Genomic DNA, 19,642 nt, shown 5'->3' on the forward strand with positions numbered 1-19,642 from the left:
CATTCATCCACTTTTTTCCGCACCCAAGACCCATGACAGAAATCAGCCGCCAATCCCTCTTCGGCAAGCTCAACCCGCTGCTGTTCAAGTCGCTGGAAGGCGCCACCGTGTTCTGCAAGCTGCGCGGCAATCCCTATGTGGAGCTGGTGCACTGGCTGCACCAGCTGCTGCAGGAAAACGATTGCGACCTGATCCGCATCCTGCGCCACTTCGACATCGCCTCCGACCGCCTGGCCGCCGATGTGCTGCGCCGCCTGGACCAGCTGCCGCGGGGCGCCACCTCGATCAGCGACTTCTCCGAGCACATAGAGACCGCCATCGAGCGCGGCTGGGTCTATGCCACGCTGATGTTCAACGACAGCCAGATCCGCAGCGCCTATCTGCTGTCGGGCATGGTGCGCACGCGCTCGCTCGCCAATGAGCTGCGCTCCATCTCGCGCGAATTCGACAAGATCTCCGAGCCCGCGCTCAGCGACGCCTTCGCCCGCCTGCTGCCCGACTCGCCCGAGGCACGCATGCGCGCGGCCGATGGCAGCGGGCTGGAAGGCACGCCGGGCGAAGCCAGCCAGGCCACGGGCGCGGCGCCCGGCCAGGGCGGCGCGCTGCAGCAGTACACGGTGGACCTGACGGCCCGCGCCAAGGCCGGCGAACTGGACCCGGTCACGGGCCGCGACGACGAAGTGCGCCAGATGGTGGACATCCTGCTGCGCCGCCGCCAGAACAACCCCATCCTGGTGGGTGAGGCCGGCGTGGGCAAAACCGCCGTGGTCGAAGGCCTGGCCCTGCGCATCGCCCAGGGCGACGTGCCGCCGCCGCTGCAGGGCGTGGAGCTGCGCGTGCTGGACGTGGGCCTGCTGCAGGCCGGCGCCAGCATGAAGGGCGAATTCGAGAACCGCCTGCGCGGCCTGCTGGACGCCGTGCAGTCCAGCACCACGCCCATCGTGCTCTTCATCGACGAAGTCCACACCCTGGTGGGCGCGGGCGGCCAGGCCGGCACGGGCGATGCCGCCAACCTGCTCAAGCCCGCTCTGGCGCGCGGCACGCTGCGCACCATCGGCGCCACCACCTGGGCCGAGTACAAGAAATACATTGAAAAAGACCCGGCCCTGACCCGCCGCTTCCAGCTCGTTCAGGTGCACGAGCCCGACGAGCCCCGCGCCGTGGACATGCTGCGCGGCGTGGCCGCCAAGCTGGAAAACCACCACCAGGTGCGCATTGCGGCCGACGCGGTGGCCGCGGCCGTCAGCCTGTCGCACCGCTACATTCCCTCGCGCCAGCTGCCCGACAAGGCCGTCAGCCTGCTGGACACGGCCTGCTCGCGCGTGGCCATGGCCCTGCATGCCACGCCCGCCCAGCTGGAAGCCGTGCAGCGCCGCATCGAGGCCCTGGGCGTGGAGCAGGAAGTGCTGCTGCGCGAGGCCGCTCTCGGCCTGCCCACGGCCGAGCGCCTGCAGGCGCTGGAAACCGACCTGGCCAGCCTGCGCGACCGCCAGGCCACGCTGGCCGAGCGCTTTGACCAGGAAAGCGCGCTGGCCCGCCGCATCCTGGAAACCGAGGCCGCCCTCATGGGCCTGAAGCCGCCCGTCTTCTCCACCGGCGCCGCCGCAGACCCGTCCGCTGCGGCACCGGAAACGGCCGCCGAAGCCACCGCAACCGAACCTGCCGAGCCCCCCAGCGTGGCCTCGCTGGAAGCGCTGCGCCGCCAGCTCGCCGAGCTGCAGGGCGATGCCCCGCTGCTGCAGCCCGTGGTCGATGCCGGCGTGGTCGCCGCCGTCGTGGCCGAGTGGACCGGCATTCCCGTGGGCCGCATGGTGCGCGACGAGGTGCAGTCCGTGCTCTCGCTGGCAGACACGCTGGAGAAGCGCGTCATCGGCCAGCGCCATGGCCTGGAGGCCATCACGCGCCGCATCCAGACCTCGCGCGCGCGGCTGGACGACCCGGGCAAGCCCATCGGCGTGTTCCTGCTGGCCGGTCCCTCGGGCGTGGGCAAGACCGAGACGGCGCTGGCCCTGGCCGAAGCCCTGTATGGCGGCGAGCAAAACCTCATCACCATCAACATGAGCGAGTTCCAGGAGGCGCACACCGTCTCCACCCTCAAGGGCGCGCCACCGGGCTACGTGGGCTACGGCGAAGGCGGCGTGCTCACCGAGGCCGTGCGCCGCCGCCCCTACAGCGTGGTCCTGCTCGACGAAATCGAAAAGGCCCACTCCGACGTGCACGAGATGTTCTTCCAGGTCTTCGACAAGGGCTGGATGGAGGACGGCGAGGGCCGCTACATCGACTTCAAGAACACCGTCATCATCCTGACCTCCAACGTGGGCTCGGACCTGATCGCCAACATGTGCCGCGACCCGGACCTGGCGCCCACGCCGGAAGGCCTGGCCCAGGCCGTGCGCCAGCCGCTGCTGCAGACCTTCCCCGCCGCGCTGCTGGGCCGCCTGACGGTGGTGCCCTACTACCCCATCTCCGACGCCATGCTGGAGCAGATCATCCGGCTGCAGATGCTGCGCATACAGCGGCGCATCGAAGAGCGCCACGGCGCGCAGTTCAGCTTCGACGAAGCCGCCGTGGACCTGGTGCGCCGCCGCTGCAGCGAGGTCGAGTCCGGTGCGCGCATGGTGGACGGCATCCTCACCCAGAACCTGCTGCCGCGCATGGCCACCCACTTCCTGCAGGCCACCGTGGAAGGCCAGGAACTGCAAAGCCTGCACGCCGGCGCCAGCGGCGACGACTTCACGCTGGACGTGCGCACCCGCGCTGCGGAGCCCGCATGAGCGGGCGCCGTCTTCCACGCGCCACCACGGCAGTGATTGCCGCCGCGCTGCTGGCCGCCCCGGCCGCGCAGGCGCTGGACCTGGGCGCCATCGGCCAGGCTGCCGACACCGTGCAGCGGGCCTCGGGCGCCGCCACGGCCGGCCAGCAGGCGCTGGAGGCCGGCCGCAGCGCAGCCAGCACGGCCACCAACGCGGCCACCGGTGCCGCCAGCGAAGCCCGTGCCTGGTGGGACCGCAACCAGGCCCAGCCCGAGGCGGCACAGTCGCCGCCCTCCGGCGCCGCCCCCGTGCAGGACGACCAGGGCGGCCCACGCCGCGTCATGGCCGTGCTGGGCGACGCCTGGACGGACAGCGCCCGGCGCGGCCAGGCCGTGGTCGCGCTCATGGACCAGGGGCCGTACCTCGTGCAGCGCCAGGCCGCCCATGTGGCGCCGGCCAAGTCGCAATGGCTGGCCCTGCCGCGCGGCGACAGCACCGGCGTGGCCATCGAACTGCCCGGCGACCCCGAAGGCACGACCTATGACCTGTCCACCGGCCGTGCGCGCCCCGGGGGCCGGGGCGTGCGCATCTTCGCCCTGTCCGTCCACGCCGATGTGCCCCAGCGCGCGGGCCGGCGCAGCCTGGACGCCATAGAGCAGCACGCCATGCTGCGCGCCAGCTCGGTGCGCACCGAATGGCCGCGCCAAAGCGGCGACATCCTGGAGCCCACGGGCGGCAAGCTGCTGGTCTGGGCCAGCGATGCCACGCAGCGCTTCCCTTCCGGCTTTGGCGCCGACGGGCGCCTGTTCACCGCCGACGACCCCATGGTCACCCTGCCGCGCGGCTACACCGTGGTCACGCTGGAGCCTCAGGGCCTGCGCTTCGACCGCGCCCGGGAAATCGCCCTGGCCTTCCACGCCGTCCAGCCCGCGCAGGACATCGACCTGTCCCGCCTGGGCGCAGGCGATGCGGCCCAGGCCCTCATCGGCCTCATTGCCGAGCGCCACCCGCTGGCCGCTGCCAGCGGCTTTGATGCCGGCAAGCTGCGTGCCGACTACGGCCAGCGCCTGCAGACCGCCGCCGAGCGCGGCGACAGCGCCGCACAGGCCCAGGCCCTGGCAGAAATGGGCCAGCGCCTGGGCGATGGCCAATACCGCGTTCTGCTGCCCGGCGGCCAGGCCTGGCCTGCCCGCACAGACCGGGGCCTGTCCCCGCAGCTGTTGGCACGCGGCAGCGTCAACCTGCCCATGCCGCGCACCTGGCTGCGCGAGGACGGCCGCATCGCCATCACCAGCGTGGCGCCAGGCTCTGCCGCCGCCAAGGCGGGCCTGCAGCCCGGCAGCGACATCCTCGCCATCGAAGGGGAAAGCCCAGCGCGTTACCTGGACCGCATTGCCCCCGCCTCGCTGCGCGCCGGTGCCGACGCCCGCCGCACCGACCTACTGGCGCTGGACCTGGGCACGCCCACCACGCTGAGCCTGCGCACCGCAGCGGGCACACCCTCGGCCAGCCAGGAGCAGACCCTGCGCCTGGACGCCGCCCCCGCCGCCACCACGGCCCTGCCTGCGGCCGAGCCCGCCCTCGCCTCCTTCCTGCTGCGCAGCGCCCAGGGCGGCAACCTGGCCTACATTGCCCTCGACAGCTTTGCCGACGGCGCCACCGGCCAGCTCAACCGCTGGGAGGGCGCCTTGGCCGCCGCCACCCAGGCCAGGGTCACGGGCCTGGTCATCGACCTGCGCGCCCACCGGGGCGATGACGCCTACCAGTTGGTGCCCCACATGTTGGCCTCGCTCTACATGCGCGACAAGCCGCTGCGCATGCAGGACGCCGCCCAGCGCCTGTTCGATCCCGCCGCCCGCGTCTGGCGCAGCCGTGGCGGCCTGGGCCTGCCGGCCCAACTGCCGCTGGCCGCCTCGGGCTCGCCCTTCACCGCCCCCGTCGCCGTGCTCACCGGCCCTGGCTGCGCCGGCCCCTGCGAACTGTTCGCTGCCTGGCTGCAGCACAGCCAGCGTGCCGACATCGTCGCCACCAGTGCCACGGCCGGCGCCACCGGCCCCGCTACACGCGTGCACCTGCCGGCCGGCTTCATCGTGCAAGTCCCCCTGCTCGCAGAAACCGGCCCCGCTGGCGGCAACAACACCGCAACACAGGCCCAAGGCGTGACCCCGCGCCTGCGCGTGCCCGTGGACGCGGCCTTCACCGCCTCCATCCAGGCCGGCGGCGACCCGCTGCTGGACGCCGCCGTGCTCCACCTGGATCGCAGCCGCACCGCGCAGGCGTCGCGCTAGACCCACAAGCCCTTGCCGCCATGCCACCGCACCTGAACCCCGCCCGTTTCGTGACTTGTGCAGTCATGGCTGCCAGCGCGCTGGCAGCGGGCTGCTCGTCCAGCACCGACCAGATGCGGGTTGCACTCGCTACGCCAGTTGCGGCCAAGGCACTCGATCCCGCAGATCCCACCGACCGCAGCCAGTACCGCTACCTGTATGCCGTGTACTGCAATGGCCGGGTGGATCGACTCGATCTGAAGAACCAGGCCAAGACAGGCAGTTTTCAACTGTCAGAGCGCAGCGGCAGCCCTACGGCCATTGCGGCGCTGCCACGGCCAGGAGTTCGACCTGGCGGCTGCCTTGCCCGCCCTGTCGTCACGCAGGATGCACAGGGAAGCAGTGACGGATTGGTGAACATCATCGCCAGCAGCCGGCTGGACCCCGATGCGGACGGCCGCAAGCCCTACCAGCTGCTGACCTTCGCCCTGCCGGGCTGGACGCTGCAGCAAGCGCGCAATCTGGGCAGCTTCGATGCATTGCCCCGCCTGGCCCGCGCCGCTGATGGAGCCCTGGCCGTGCAGCCCCAGGACAAGGACACGGCCGCCGCCATGGCCGCGCAGGCCCAGGCCTGGACGGCAGCGGATGCGCTGGCCTGGACCAGCGCCCAGGCATGGTCGGCAGGCAATGTGCTGTTGATCTATGCCTTGCCCGGGCAGCGCGGCATGGGCGCCGCGCTGGCACTGGGCGCAGAGGCGCGCATCGTGCACCTGGCCGAGTTCCGCAGCGGTGGCAACGACATCCCGCCCGACCTGCATCTGGCTCCGGGTGGCCGGTTCGTGCTGGCCAGCCTGAAGCGCTCCGTCCCTCTGGGCGAGGGTCTGCGCAAGGTCGAAGCCACCGGGGAGCTACGGCTGTATGGCGCGGATGGCCGGCAGACCCGGGCGTTGAACCAGGCGAGCCTGGCCGGCAGCGTGCTGGCCCGGAGCCGGCCAGGCTCGCTGGATCCGGACCAGCCCAGAACCGACAACGACTGGTTCAACGTAGCCCTGACGCCGGGCGGCCTGGCGGTTTTCACCGACCGGCGCGGCAACTACCAGTTCATTGCGCTGGGCCAGCCCTTCGACAGCGACCCTGTCATGGATGACGCCCAGGATGACGCCGACGGCGCCCGTCCTGGGCTGGTGTACGCAGCCCGCTAGCAGCAGAGGACCTTCCAGCCACCCCATGCAAGCCCTTCATCGACCGGCGCACGCAGGCCCCGCCATCCAGGCCTGAAGCCCCGACCCCTCTTCCACCCCAAGCACCGCGAGATCCGACACCATGACACGCAGAGTCACCATCAACACCCCCCTGGCAGACCAGCTGCAGCTGCGCCGGCTGCAGGGTCGAGAGGAAATCAGCCATCTGTTCGCCCTGGAGATCGACCTGCTCAGCGAAAGCGACAGCATCGATCCCAAGTCCCTGCTGGGCAAGGGCGCCACCGTGGTGGTGGAGACCCAGGACGGCGGCAAACGCTACATCGATGGTCTGGTCACGGCGTTTGGCATGCGCGGCCAGGACGAGCACCGCAACTTCCTGTACCGCGCGCGCCTGTCGCCCTGGCTGTGGCTGGCCACGCGCCGCAGCGACTTCCGCATCTTCCAGAACAAGACCGTGCCGGACATCATCAACGAGGTCCTGGGCATCTACGGCCACCCCATGCAGCAGCGCCTGACGCGCTCCTACCGCACCTGGGAGTACTGCGTGCAATACAACGAGACCGACTTCCAGTTCGTCTCGCGCCTCATGGAGCACGAGGGCATCTGCTACTACCACCAGCACAGCGCGGGCCAGCATGTGCTGACATTGGGCGACGACATCGTCGCCTCGCACGACCCGCTGCAGGGCGGCGCCGTCATCCCCTTCCACCCGCCCGGCAAGGCCGCCGTGGCGCGCGAGGAATGCATACACGCCTGGGAACTGCACCAGCGCGTCAAGCCCGGCCGGCACTACAACGACGACTACGACTTCAAGAAGCCCCGCGCCGAGCTGTCCAACATGCGCCGCAACCCGCCCGGCCATGCGCACGACGCCTACGAAATCTACGAATGGCCGGGCGGCTACACCGAAACCGGCGACGGCGAGGACTACATCCGCGTGCGCCTGCAGCAAAGCCTCACGCGCCAGAGCACGGTGCAGGGCAGCTCCAACCACCGCGCCATGGCGCCGGGCTACACCTTCACGCTGGACAACTACCCGCGCGGCGACCAGAACCAGGCCTACCTGGTCACGGCCGTGGACTACGCCTTCGAAGAAAACCCGCGCGTCAGCGACGGAGGCAGCGGCGAGGGCTCGATCCAGAAATTCGTGCTCCAGGCCCAGCCCACCAGCCTGCCCTTCAAACCCGAGCGCATCACCGCCAAACCACGCACCACGGGCCCGCAGACCGCCGTCGTCGTGGGCCCCGCAGGCGAAGAGATCTGGTGCGACCAGTACGGCCGCGTCAAGGTGCAGTTCCACTGGGACCGCATCGGCGGCATGAACGAGAACTCCAGCTGCTGGATGCGCGTGGCCACCAGCTGGGCCGGGCCGGGCTTTGGCGCGGTGCACATCCCGCGCATCGGCATGGAAGTCATCGTGGACTTCCTCAACGGCGACCCGGACTACCCCATCGTCATGGGCTGCGTCTACAACGCCTCCAACATGCCGCCCTGGGCGCTGCCGGCCAACGCCACGCAATCGGGCATCAAGACCCGATCGAGCAAGGGCGGCGCACCGGGCGCGGGCATGAAGAACGGCCAGGGCGACGCCAACGCCATCCGCTTCGAGGACAAGGCGGGCGCCGAACAGCTGTGGCTGCATGCGCAAAAGGACCAGCTCACCGAAGTCGAGAACGACGAGGACAAATGGGTGGGCAACGACCGGCGCAAGACCATCGACCGGGATGAAACCAACGTGATCCACCGCGACCGCACCGAGACCGTGGACCGCGACGAAACCATCACCGTGCACAACAACCGCACGGAGCGGGTGGACCACAACGAGAAGATCAGCATTGGCGACAACCGCAATGAGGATGTCGGCATCGACGAGAACATCTCCATCGGCAAGAACCGCAGCAAGACCATAGGCCGCAACGAGAAGGACAAGATCGGGAACAACTGGTCGATCAAGGTGGGCAAGATGAAGACCGAGACCATCGGCATCGCCTACATGCAGAACGTGGGCGTGGGGCGCATGGAAAACGTCGGCGTCGCCTACAACCTAAACGTGGGCGCCATCATGGCCACCATCGTCGGCAGCACCCAGACCACGAGCGTGGGCAGCAGTCAGTCCACCAGCGTGGGCAGCACCAAGACGACCACGGTCGGCACCACGTACTCGCTGACCGTTGGAGGTGGCGGCGGTGGCGGATCGTCGGCAGGTGGGGGCGGTCTGGCCAGCAACGTGGTTGCGCCGTCCGACAGCGGCTCGGGTGGTGGCGGCGGCGGCTCAAACATCACCATGGACGCGCAAAGCGTCGCCATCACCGTGGGCAGCAGCAGCCTTGTGCTCAAGGCCGACGGAACCATCACCGTCAACGGCAACAGCATCCAGCTCATCGGTGCCAACGACGTCACGACCTCCTCCGGCGGTATCCATGAAAACTGATTCACATCCCCGCCACGGCTGCCCTCACCCCAATTTCCCAGGAGCACATCCATGACCGCACTGCAACGCCCAGCGCAGGCGCAATCTACCGACATGGCCTCGGGCTTGCAGCCCGCGCAGGTTCTGCATCCCCAGCAGGAGGACGGCAGTATCACCATCCAATGTCTGGGCCAGCAATGGCAGGCCGTTGCCTCCACCCACCTGCCCAGGCTGGTGAGCGGGCAAAACGTGCTGGTCGCCCTGCCGGCTCCAGAGCCAGGGCAGCAAGATCTTGCCCCCTTGATCGTCGCCGCCTGGCCTGCAGCGGGTGCGCCCGCCTGCCCGCCCTGGGAATTTGACCGCGCCAGCGGCGCGCTCAGCCTGCGCGTGGCCAGCCTGGAGCTGGAAGCCGTGCAAAGCGTGCTGGTCCACTGCGCCGACACGCGCCTGCAGTTCACCCGCGATGGGCAGGTGCAGGTCCGGGGCCAGACCATCACGGCCGCCGCCGTCGAAACCCACCGCATTGAAGGCGGCTCCATCGAACTGAATTGACCAGGCCGCCGAAGGCAACGCTCTCAGCGAACGCGGAATGCCCGCACGCCCTTTCCTTCGCCTCGACCGCATGAACACGCCAACCATTCTTTCCCGCGCCAATGCCGCCCCGCCGCTGCCCGGAATGCTGTCGCGCCAACTGGCCACGGCCATCCGCGCCTATGGCCGCCGGGCGCCCCTGCTTCGTACCGAGCACACCCTCAGAGCCCTGAAGGCCACAGACCAGCGGCTGGATATGCTGATGGCAGCCTGCCGCTACTACGGCGGCACCGCAGCCCAGGACGAAGCAGCTGCCTCCCATGCACAGGCCCTGCCCACTGACCGTGCCGGCGCGGTGCTTGTCCGCATCGCCCTTTCCGAAGCCCACGAGGCAGATGCCACGCAGCGCCTTGCCTTGATTGCGCAATTGCTCCAGGAGCAGCCCGTTGCCGTGCGTGATGGCCTATGGTTCCATGCCGCCGACGACACCTGCGGCCTGCTGCTGTCATCCAGCGACGACCGCTTGCTGGCCCTGGGGGTGGAACTGGCGGGCCTGCTGGCATTGCCAATCCACCTGGACGCGGTACACGCAGCGGCCAAACGTGGCGCTGACACTGAAGCCTGCCTGCTGGCCTGCGCACGCATGGGCCAATTGCCCGATCAGGCCGCGCCCCGGTTGGCCGCAGTGCTGCAAGGCTACGACCTGGCGCTGCAACGCCGTGCGCTGGAGGTCCTGTGCGTAGCCGGTGGCGGCCTGCTGCAGCGGGAGCTTGCGCGCTATATAGAACGCCTCACTGCCAACGACGGCCCCACGGAAGCCTCCCACCCCGGACTCTGGGCCTCAGCCGCAGACACTGCCATGGCACTGTGGACTGCCCGCCAGCCCGAGCAGGCACTTGCCGCAGTCACGCAGCAAGGCCTGCGCCTTCCTCCCGACACAGTGCTGCGCGCCGTGGCGCTGGCCGGCCGTCTGCCAGCGCTGCTGCCCACCCTGCGCTTTATCGAGCAGCAAGACAGGCCTGTCACGCCGGCCGAACGCGATCTGCTGCGGCTGGTATTTGGCAAGGTGCCAGGCGAACTCACCCACACGCATGGCCAGGCGCCCGCGCGCATCGCCGCACTGCGCGCCCTGGCCTGCGAGGTCTTTTGCGCCAATGGCTGCCAGGGGCTGGAGCCCGGGCATATCAGCGACTGGACAGATCCCGCGCTCAAGGAGCGTCTCTGGGCGCTGGACGGTATCCGCCTGCGCGCCGGGCAGCCATTGCACACGCTGCTGCCGCTGGAAGAAGCCTTCGATGTAGGCCACAGCCTGCGCCGTTGGCTCTATGTGGAGCACGCTGCCAACACCGGCCGGCCGTTCCCCCTGTCGCACGAAGACCAAGCCCAACGGCAGATGACTGCGGTAGAGACGATCCAGCTCATCAGCAGCCTGGAAGACAAAGCGGCGGCGCCATGAACTGCAGCATCGTCAACAACACCCCGTTTGCCGCCCAGGCCTTTCCCCATATGGATGCGCAGGGCAAGCACATGCTGGCCCTCGTTGCCAAGGGAACCTGGGAACTGGCGGCCAGCGCCACGGGCATTCCAAGGCTGCGGCCTGCCGAGCGCCAGCGTTCCATTCATCGTGCCGGCGTGCTGCGCCCTCTGGGCAGCCTTGCAAAGGACGAAATCCAGGCGGCCGTGCTGCAGCCGCGTGCCCAGCAACCCTGGATGGTCTGTGAACCGGAGCATGTACCGCCCAAGCCGTGGTTTGACCTGCTGCTCGACGCCTGTGCCGTATCGCCGAACGGGCGACCTACCCCAAGCATCGATGTCGCCGTGGACTATGCAAGCCAGGGGCGCCAGCACCGCCTGGCCGCACTGCGGGCGTTCAGCCCGCGCCTGTGGCTCAAGGACTTCGGCCAGCTGTCGGGCAAGGAACTGGGGCCTTCACTTCGCATCCCCTTGCTGCGGCCCTTTGCCTTTGGCGGACAGACCCTGGATGCCAAGGACAACGTGCTCGTGGACGAACGCAACCCAGACGGCATGGGTTTCTACGGCACGGCAGCGCAGGCGGCCTCGTCTCCCCTGCCATGGATGGAAGCACTGGACAGGCCCATCAAGCACTGGGACGACACCGTACCGGACCAGGCCCTTGGCCTGGGCCTGGTACCGCCCCACCACCAGCCACGTCGCGGCTTGCAAGGCAGCTTTGACGATGCCTGGCGCCAAAGCCGTGCCCCGCTGCTGCCTCTGGACCACGATTTGCGCCACCGCAACGCTGCCCCCGAGTCGCTGCAGCTTCCTCATCCGCCACTTGCCGGCGACGTGCTGACCCTGCACCACATGGGCGATGAACCGCTGCTGCGCTTCGTGTGGCCGCGCGTGGCGCTTGTGGCGCAGGCAGAAACAGCCGGCGGCACCCTTTTGCCTCCGCAGGAACTGCGGTGGGACACGCTGGCGGTAGACACGGAGCAGGCCGACGCCTCGCTGCTGTGGCGCGCCCTGCTGCCCCTGCCCGCACAGGAACGCATCGCCGTGGTCCATCTCACGGCCCATGAAAACGCACCCGCTGCCATCGCAGCCCAGCAATGACTTCCCGCATGCCTGCATCGAACACGACACCCCACTCTCACGGCCTGTGGCGCATCCAGCATGCCGGGGCAGTCACCTGCATAGGCACCAGCGCCTGGCAGTCCGCCGCCTCCTGGGCCGGCATGCAAAAGCGCATGCGCAAGCTCGTCGTGGCCGCCGTCAGCCCGCACCCCGTCACCATCGCACCCTGTCCAGAAATCACTGAAGGCGCGCAGGACACGCCACGCCTTGCCAAGCTGCTGGGCGCGGCACTGGCCGACCTGGTGGCGGACCTGCAGGCCCGGCCCGCCAACGACACAGTGGCGCTGCCCCGCCGCATCCTGCTCGCAGTGCCCCAACGTCTATCCGCCGACGATGCCACTGCGCTGTGGCGCCAGACGCTGGCTGCACTGGAACGCTGGGCAGGCCCGCAGGCATCAGCCCCCCTGATCGACATACCGTGCACGCCCGTATTCGGCGGTCATGGCGCAGGCTATGCCGCCTTGCAGAGCCTGGGCACGCCCACCTCGGCCAATGACCATGCCCTGCTGTTGGCCGTAGACAGCCTGCTGGACGAAACCACCCTCGTACAAGCCCATGCCCGGTCAGCCCTGTTGACAGACAGCCGCCCTCACGGGCGCATCTCCGGGGAAGCTGCTGCCGCCCTGCTGCTGCGGGCCGCAGCAGACACGTACTACCGGGATGACCGCCATCTGGTACTCCACGCACCCGCGCTGGCACGCGGCGCAGGGCCACACAGGCTGCCGCAGCAGCAGGCAGATGCGGCGCCGCTGGCCCAGGTTCTGCGCGGCGCCCTGGACGGCGCTGGCTGGAAAGAGGAGCACGTTGGCTGTGCCGTCTCTGATTTCGACGGATCGGACTGGCGAGCAGCCATCCAGATCATGGCCAGAGCCAGATTGGACGGAAGCTTCCAGCCCGACACCTGGGAGCCTGCCGCCATGACCGGCCAGGTCGGCGCCGCCACCGGCCCCTTGCACTGGGCCCTGGCCGCCCAGCGCCTTCGCCACGATGCACGCCCGCCCAACTCCATCCTCAGTTGGGCGCTGGATGAAGGCGAGGAAGTGGCCGCCGTGGCGCTGGAACGCACCATCCGCATTCGGTCCACTCGCAACGCATACCCCATCCACAGCGGCAACGGCGCGGCAACGCAGACCTTCTCGGCCCGCTTTCTGCAAAGCAAGGAGTCCTGAACACCATGGGCACGCACATCTTCAGCGGCGGCGATGGCGCCATCACCCAGACAGCCAACGCCTGGACCTTCGACCCGGCCACCCCGGTCCACCTCAAGCCCAAGGGCGACCCCGGCGTGGCCTGGCACTCCAACAACAGCAGCGCCATCAAGGTCCCGCTGGGCACCGTCAAGGAATACGGCACCGACATGGCCAACCGCTACGGCGCCATGGATACCGGCAAACACGATCCGGTCAGTGTCATCGTGGGCCTGTTCACCAAGGTCAAGGACCACGTCAACCAGCACGTCACCTACGTCAAGTCTGTCGTCCATGAGGCGGGCGAGATGGTGGTCAACGGCGTCACCACGCTGACCAATGCCATCCTGATCAAACTGGCGCCTGAAACCGCCAAGATGATCGAGAACGGCGGAAAGGTCCTCAAAGGTCTGGAGGCTCGCCACTTCGGAGCAGCGGCCACAGCAGAGGCCGAGGCCGTGATGGAAATGCTCAAGGATCCCGAAACCTATATGGGGCTTGCCGTGTCCGTGGCCGCGACGGCTGTGCAGGGCGTGCCCGTATTGGGGCAAGCCGCAGGGGGCGCCGTGCTTGTCAACCGCGCCGTAGGCACCGGACAGGCAGCGGTACAGGCTGCCGAAGAAATTCGCAACATCACTGCCAACTGGGGATCAGAAATGACGCCCGCACAGCTGGAGAATGCCCGCATGCAGCTTGCCCGTTGGCTGATGGGCAGCGGCGCCGCCCTGCTGGCGGCCCTGGCTGGCAAACGCTACAAGCGCAAAACCCAGAGTGAGGGCAGCAACGACCAGCACCCCACCACCGAGCACAGCGACACCAAGAAGCCCGATGGCAAGGGCCCCTGCTCGCAGTGCGCCACGCGTTTTCCCGTGATTCTTTCCACCGGGCAGAAGCACCTAGACGAAACCGATTTCACCCTCTCAGGCCCCATCCCCATCGTCTGGCGGCGCCGCTACATCTCGGGCCTTGCCGAAGAAAGCCCCTGGGGCCGGGGCTGGAGTCATGAATTCACGCAGGAACTGCGCCTGTCGGCCGATGGTTGCGTGCTGGCAGACGACACAGGCCTGTACGTCACATTGCCCTCCCTGGCCGTGGGAGCCGAGCATTTCGACATCTATGAAAAGTTCACGCTCAGCCCCCCCGCACCCGCCCTCTGGGCCATCCCCTACAAGGAAGGCCTGTCCCGCCTCTTCCGCCGCGAAGCGCCCGAGCAATGGCGCCTGCCGCTGGCGGCGCTCCAGGACCGCGACGGCAACATCGTTCAGTTGCACTGGAAATACGCCCGGGGCTCGGACGAACCCGCCACAACGCAGACCTGGAGTGCACGCTACGCCGCAGGCCAGGGTGCGGCCCCCGCCACACAGGGCAAGCCACCCGCGCCCTTTGCCCGCCCCCTGCTCGCCGGCCTGAGCGACACCGCAGGCCGCCGCCTGCACCTGCACTGGAGCGCGCCAGGCACACTGCCGCTGGACGCCTTTGCCGGCGCCCGCCTGACTGCCGTGGTCCTGCATGCCCCGGAGCACGCCCCGCAGACCCTGGCCCAGTACGCCTACGACGCCCAGGGCCAGCTCATCTCCACCCTGCACGGCAGCCAGCCCTACCGCCAATACGCCTGGCGCTCCGGCGTGCTGGTGGGCTACCGCAAATCCAGCGGGCACCGCTACTTCGCCCAGTACGACATTGAAGGCCCCCAGGGCCGCGTGCTGCGCTCCTGGTGCGCCGACACGCCGGTGCCCGGCCAGGACGACGACCGCTTCACCTACCTGCCCCACGAGCGTGTCACGCGCCACACCGACGGCCTGGGCCGCACCACCGCCTACCACTGGGATGCGCGCTTCAACATCATTGCCACCGTCATCGCGGAAGGCACGCCCGAACAGATCATCGAGCAGACCCCCACCGATGCCACCGGCGCCTCCACAGGCCGCATAGACCCCCTGGGCCGCCGCACCACCCTGCGCCGCGATGCACGCGGCAACCTGGTCCAGATCATCGACGCCATGGGCCATGCCACCACGCTGGAATACAACCCGCTGGACCTGGTCACCACGCTGCGCGACGCCCTCGGCCACGAATGGCAACAGGAATACGACAGCCGGGGCCACCTTGTGCAGGCCACCGACCCGCTGGGCCGCACCACACGCTACCGCCATGACGCCCGGGGACGCACCGTGGAAGTCATTGACGCCAAGGGAGGCTCCAAGCACCTGGCCTGGGATGAGGCCGACCGCCTTGTGGCCTACACAGACTGCTCGGGCCAAACCACGCGCTTCGCCTACGACGCCCTGGGCCAGCCCGTGCTGCGCACCGATGCGCTGGGCCAGCAGACCCGCTATGAATACAACGATGCGGGCCAGCTGATACGCGTCATCGAGCCGTCCAGCCCCGCGGCCCCAGGCAGCCAGCCCGCCACCCCCATCCACCTCTACGCCTGGAACGGCGAAGGCCACCTGCTGGCCTACACCGACCCCATGGGCCAGAGCACCCGCTACACCTATGACGGCATGGGCCGCCCGCTCACCCGGATTGACGCCGCAGGCCGCAGCCTCGCCTACCACTACGACCGCGCCGGCCGCCTCATCGCCCTGGACAACGAGAACCACGCCCGCACCCACTTCCGCTACGACCTGCGTGACCAGCTCACCGACGAAGTCGGCTTCGACGGCCGCTGGCAGCGCTACATCTACAACGCCGCCGGCGAGCTCACCCACGTCATCGAGGCCGGCGGCAGCGACACCGGGCCCGGCAAGGTCACCTGCTTCGAGCGCGACGCCCTCGGCCGCCTGCTGGCCAAGCGCGCCCTGGGCCACCCCGGCCCCGTGGAAGAAACCACCTACCGCTACGACGCCCTGGGCCGCCTGACCCAGGCCGGCAACGCCGCCTCCCACCTGGCCTTTGCCTATGACCCCGTGGGCCAGTTGCTCAGCGAGACCCAGACCCTGCAGGCTCTCGGCAATGCCACAGGCCAGGCCCGCCAGAAACTGCAGCGCAGCCTCTCGCACGGCTATGACGAACTGGGCAACCGCACCCACACCCGCATGCCTGACGGCCGCACCCTGCACTGGCTGTTCTATGGCTCTGGCCACCTGCACCAGATCAACATCGAGCCCCTCCAGGTGCCGGGCCAGCCCCCGGCCGCACACCAGGTCATTGCCGACATGGAACGCGACGCCCTGCACCGCGAAGTGCGCCGCAGCCAGGGCGCCCTGTCCAGCCGCTACGACTGGGATCCGGCCGGGCGTCTGCTGCGCCACCGCGCCGCGCTGCAAGGCAGCGGCCACGTGATCCGGCCCGGCAACTCCAACGCCACGCTGGAGCGCGGCTACGCCTACGACGCCGCAGGCCAGCTCATCGCCCGTGCCGACTCCCTGCGCGGCCGCCAGGACTTCCGCTACGACCCCACTGGCCGCATCCTCGCCAGCCTGCCCGCACAAGGCAGCCCTCTGGCCCGCGAGCTGTTTGCCTTCGACCCCGCCGGCAACCTGCTGGACTCCATCCCCGGCAAAGACGGCCAGCCCGTGGACACCACTCTTGGCGTGGTGGGCGACAACCGCCTGCGCTTCTACCAAGACCTGCACTTTGAATACGACGTGCACGGCAACGTCACAAAGCGCACCCGGGGCAACCAGAAGGCCGGCACCCAGGAAGTGCTGGACCTGACCTGGAACGCAGACCACCAGCTCATCGAATCGAACACCACGCGCCATGGCGTCACCCAGGCCACGCGCTATGCCTACGATCCCCTGGGCCGGCGTGTCGCCAAAAGCGATGCCTTCGGCAGCACCCACTACCTGTGGGATGGTGACCTCATGGTGCACAGCCAACGCGGTGCAAGGCAGGCGCTGTACATCTACGAGCCGGGGAGTTTTGTGCCGCTGGCCACCGTGCAGGGCGCAGGCGAGGAACAGAGCACCTACTGGTACCAATGTGACCAGATCGGCGCGCCGCTGGAGCTGACCGACGAGGAAGGCCAGGTGGCCTGGGCTGCGGACTACAAGGTCTGGGGTGAGGCGGTCATGCGCAGTGTGTTGCGCACAGGGACCGATGATCGGCCGGTCAGCGCGCGGGCTTGGGGTTCAAAGCCCGAAGCATCACATCCACCACCGCCCATCGAGCAGCCCTTCCGGCTCCAGGGGCAGCAGTTTGATGAAGAGACGGGGCTGCATTACAACCGGTTTAGGTACTACGATCCGGTGGTTGGGCGGTTTGTGAGTCAGGATCCGATTGGATTGGCTGGCGGCACAAATATTTATCGTTTAGGTCCGAATTCTCTTGCATTAATTGATCCACTGGGATTAGCATCTTATATTGTCCTAGGTGAAGGCCAGTCGGGAGTTGATGCGTATGCCAAACAGCTAGGAATTGAAAGATCGGGAGATAGTTTTAAAACAATTTCTAATGAGTGGCAAAATATAACAAAAGGAATGGATTCAAATCTAAAACCCGGCACCATTGAATGGACATGTGCTGCAGCTAAGGCAAACGGTGATTGGATTAAGCAAAAAGCCAAAGAAGGATACAAGTTCATTATTATCGGCACAGATGATCAATCCGCCAGAAGTCCATTTTATAAGGAAGAACTAAAGGCATTAAGAGATTCCGGAATAAAACCATATGATCACTCTATGAAGCCCAATGTATCAGTAGCCAGAGCTGGCTGCCATTGCCCAGGCAAACCAAAGCCTAAACCCAGGCCCAATCATCAATGCGATTAAATTTATGATCCGTGTACCAATTTTCGTGAAAGATATAAACATCGCACTAGATTTCTATTGCAAAAAACTCCCGTTTAAGCTTTCACATGAAATCAATGAAAATTCGAAATATTTCTCTATTGAAGGTATATCAAGCAATTACTCAATACAAATATCAGAAAGAAATGAAGAGAAATGGAATGCTATTTTAGCAGATCGATCTTATTGGGTTCAATTTTATAAAGTAGACGTATGGTATCTATATAAAAAGATCTCAGGCAAAATTCCTGAGTATGATGGTCCTGCAGAAAAAACACCAAATGGCCATATGTACGGCATACATGAATGCCCCGGAGGGGCATATGCGTCAATCTACGATCCATTTGGGACACGTCTAGATTTTTTCGAATGGTAAGTGGAATATATTTATCCTATAATATTAAGCGTCGCTATTTGTTCATACTTCATTCAAAAACAGCTGTGTCTTAATCGTTTCCGTAAATATGACCTATTAACACAAGACTGCGGATACATCCGCGTCATTACTTTCCAGTTTTCGCTCATTCATCTAAATTTCGTGAATGCTTGCTAGAGCAAGTGCAGCAGGCAACTGGCCACACTGTAGAACTTGCCTGGGCAGACCAAGGCTACACGGGTAGACAAGCTCACCAGTCTGCCCTCCCAGGGCAGCCCGCTGGCCCGCGAGCTGTTTGCCTTCGACCCCGCCGGCAACCTGCTGGACTCCATCCCCGGCAAAGACGGCCAGCCCGTGGACACCACTCTTGGCGTGGTGGGCGACAACCGCCTGCGCTTCTACCAAGACCTGCACTTTGAATACGACGTGCACGGCAACGTCACAAAGCGCACCCGGGGCAACCAGAAGGCCGGCACCCAGGAAGTGCTGGACCTGACCTGGAACGCAGACCACCAGCTCATCGAATCAAACACCACGCGCCACGGAGTCACCCGGGCCACCCGCTACGCCTACGACCCCCTAGGTCGGCGCGTCTCCAAGCGATGCCTTCGGCAGCACCCTCTACCTGTGGGATGGCGACCTCATGGTGCACAGCCAGCGAGGTACAAGACAGGCGCTCTATATTTACGAGCCGGGGAGCGTTGTGCCACTGGCCACCATTCAGGGAGCGGGCGAGGAACACAGCCCCTACTGGTACCAATGCGACCAGATTGGCGCGCCACTCGAGTTGACCGACGAACAAGGCCAAGGGGTCTGGGCCGCACCACGGCCTACTCTTGGACTACTGGTCGTGGCATCTCACTGTGGGACTGAACATCTTAAGAATCAGAGCCGATTGCCTGACCTTCTTTGTCGCCACACGATACCCTTTGCAAAAGGCAAATGTATTATTGAAGACCATACAGTTGGACACATAACCTCCCATTATGACAATCGATTACCCAAATATAAGCATTATTTTAAACAAATATTTATTTGGAGAAATATGTCTGACTGTTGAAACATCGGCAACGGTGCCAGAAAGCGTAGAAGACCTGGCATCTACGGGATTTTCCAGAGAGGGAGATCCGCATGACCATGAATTATTCGAAAAATATTATTCCATAGTTAATAGAAACCAGGGAATCAACTTCAAGATATACACGCTCAAAGGGAAAATATGGGGCAGCGGCCTTGATTTCCATGGATTCAGGTTATCCACCATCCTTAATATGATTAATAAGCCAGCCAACATGAGATTGTTCCTTGACAACAAAAACTCCGATGGCGCACTCATCATTAATGATCTATGCGTTTGTAGATTTTCATACCACAAGGAAAACCCTCTAGCTCTTACATTTGAAACCAATGCCGCAATAATCGATGATATGAAAAACAGAAAAATCTCCACCAAGGCTGTTGAAAATGACTTCGCTGAAATATCTGCAGTACTGGCGAGAAGGAGTAACAGGAAGCTTAGAAAAATAAAACAAATATTAGTAGCCACGGGCCATATATTGAAATAATTTCCACCAATGGTTCTACAATC

Annotated in this window: 12 protein-coding genes; all 12 read left to right on the forward strand. The window is 65.9% G+C overall.

Annotation, left to right across the window (positions count from 1 at the left end; all coding sequences use genetic code 11):
• Positions 1-32: 32 nt before the first annotated feature.
• Positions 33-2,774 (forward strand): type VI secretion system ATPase TssH, encoded by a 2,742-nt coding sequence (gene tssH / locus BW39_RS16360; protein ID WP_043823026.1) that lies wholly within the window; start codon positions 33-35, stop codon positions 2,772-2,774.
• Positions 2,771-5,041, forward strand: coding sequence for a S41 family peptidase (locus BW39_RS16365; RefSeq protein WP_043823028.1), 2,271 nt, complete (start codon positions 2,771-2,773; stop codon positions 5,039-5,041). The genes tssH and BW39_RS16365 overlap by 4 nt, the downstream gene beginning before the upstream one ends.
• A gap of 20 nt (positions 5,042-5,061) precedes the next feature.
• Positions 5,062-6,222, forward strand: a complete 1,161-nt coding sequence (locus BW39_RS16370) for a hypothetical protein (RefSeq protein ID WP_043823030.1) — start codon at positions 5,062-5,064, stop codon at positions 6,220-6,222.
• Positions 6,223-6,343: 121 nt separating this feature from the next.
• Positions 6,344-8,653 carry a type VI secretion system Vgr family protein gene (locus BW39_RS16375; RefSeq protein WP_043823032.1) on the forward strand — a complete coding sequence of 770 codons (2,310 nt, stop codon included), beginning with the start codon at positions 6,344-6,346 and terminating at the stop codon, positions 8,651-8,653.
• A 51-nt stretch (positions 8,654-8,704) separates the two neighbouring features.
• Positions 8,705-9,184 carry a hypothetical protein gene (locus BW39_RS16380; protein WP_043823034.1) on the forward strand — a complete coding sequence of 160 codons (480 nt, stop codon included), beginning with the start codon at positions 8,705-8,707 and terminating at the stop codon, positions 9,182-9,184.
• Between the two features lie 70 nt (positions 9,185-9,254).
• Positions 9,255-10,619 carry a hypothetical protein gene (locus tag BW39_RS16385; protein WP_235264220.1) on the forward strand — a complete coding sequence of 455 codons (1,365 nt, stop codon included), beginning with the start codon at positions 9,255-9,257 and terminating at the stop codon, positions 10,617-10,619.
• Entirely contained in the window at positions 10,616-11,737 is a 1,122-nt protein-coding gene (locus BW39_RS16390) for a DUF2169 family type VI secretion system accessory protein (protein WP_043823036.1), read from the forward strand. Before BW39_RS16385 ends, BW39_RS16390 begins: the two co-directional genes overlap by 4 nt.
• Before the next feature lie 8 nt (positions 11,738-11,745).
• Complete coding sequence (locus tag BW39_RS16395) at positions 11,746-12,927, forward strand: hypothetical protein (protein WP_152547253.1); 1,182 nt, start codon at positions 11,746-11,748, stop codon at positions 12,925-12,927.
• 5 nt (positions 12,928-12,932) lie between these two features.
• A complete protein-coding gene (locus BW39_RS16400; RefSeq protein WP_052155360.1) occupies positions 12,933-17,660 on the forward strand; it encodes an RHS repeat-associated core domain-containing protein in 4,728 nt (1,575 codons plus the stop codon).
• 4 nt (positions 17,661-17,664) lie between these two features.
• Positions 17,665-18,054 carry a VOC family protein gene (locus BW39_RS30415; RefSeq protein WP_081816228.1) on the forward strand — a complete coding sequence of 130 codons (390 nt, stop codon included), beginning with the start codon at positions 17,665-17,667 and terminating at the stop codon, positions 18,052-18,054.
• Between the two features lie 643 nt (positions 18,055-18,697).
• A complete protein-coding gene (locus BW39_RS32010; protein ID WP_081816229.1) occupies positions 18,698-19,114 on the forward strand; it encodes an RHS domain-containing protein in 417 nt (138 codons plus the stop codon).
• Positions 19,041-19,619, forward strand: a complete 579-nt coding sequence (locus BW39_RS31105) for a hypothetical protein (protein ID WP_152547254.1) — start codon at positions 19,041-19,043, stop codon at positions 19,617-19,619. Before BW39_RS32010 ends, BW39_RS31105 begins: the two co-directional genes overlap by 74 nt.
• Positions 19,620-19,642: the final 23 nt, after the last annotated feature.

Origin of the sequence: Delftia sp. RIT313 (assembly GCF_000632165.1) — a bacterium.
Classification (GTDB): Bacteria; Pseudomonadota; Gammaproteobacteria; order Burkholderiales; family Burkholderiaceae_C; genus Comamonas; species Comamonas acidovorans.

Coding starts and splice junctions, on each gene's coding strand:
- BW39_RS16380 (WP_043823034.1), top strand. CDS start 8,705: ATGACCGCACTGCAACGCCCAGCGCAGGCGCAATCTACCGACATGGCC.
- tssH (WP_043823026.1), top strand. CDS start 33: ATGACAGAAATCAGCCGCCAATCCCTCTTCGGCAAGCTCAACCCGCTG.
- BW39_RS16400 (WP_052155360.1), top strand. CDS start 12,933: ATGGGCACGCACATCTTCAGCGGCGGCGATGGCGCCATCACCCAGACA.
- BW39_RS16365 (WP_043823028.1), top strand. CDS start 2,771: ATGAGCGGGCGCCGTCTTCCACGCGCCACCACGGCAGTGATTGCCGCC.
- BW39_RS16390 (WP_043823036.1), top strand. CDS start 10,616: ATGAACTGCAGCATCGTCAACAACACCCCGTTTGCCGCCCAGGCCTTT.
- BW39_RS31105 (WP_152547254.1), top strand. CDS start 19,041: ATGACAATCGATTACCCAAATATAAGCATTATTTTAAACAAATATTTA.
- BW39_RS16375 (WP_043823032.1), top strand. CDS start 6,344: ATGACACGCAGAGTCACCATCAACACCCCCCTGGCAGACCAGCTGCAG.
- BW39_RS16370 (WP_043823030.1), top strand. CDS start 5,062: ATGCCACCGCACCTGAACCCCGCCCGTTTCGTGACTTGTGCAGTCATG.
- BW39_RS16385 (WP_235264220.1), top strand. CDS start 9,255: ATGAACACGCCAACCATTCTTTCCCGCGCCAATGCCGCCCCGCCGCTG.
- BW39_RS32010 (WP_081816229.1), top strand. CDS start 18,698: ATGGTGCACAGCCAGCGAGGTACAAGACAGGCGCTCTATATTTACGAG.
- BW39_RS16395 (WP_152547253.1), top strand. CDS start 11,746: ATGCCTGCATCGAACACGACACCCCACTCTCACGGCCTGTGGCGCATC.
- BW39_RS30415 (WP_081816228.1), top strand. CDS start 17,665: ATGATCCGTGTACCAATTTTCGTGAAAGATATAAACATCGCACTAGAT.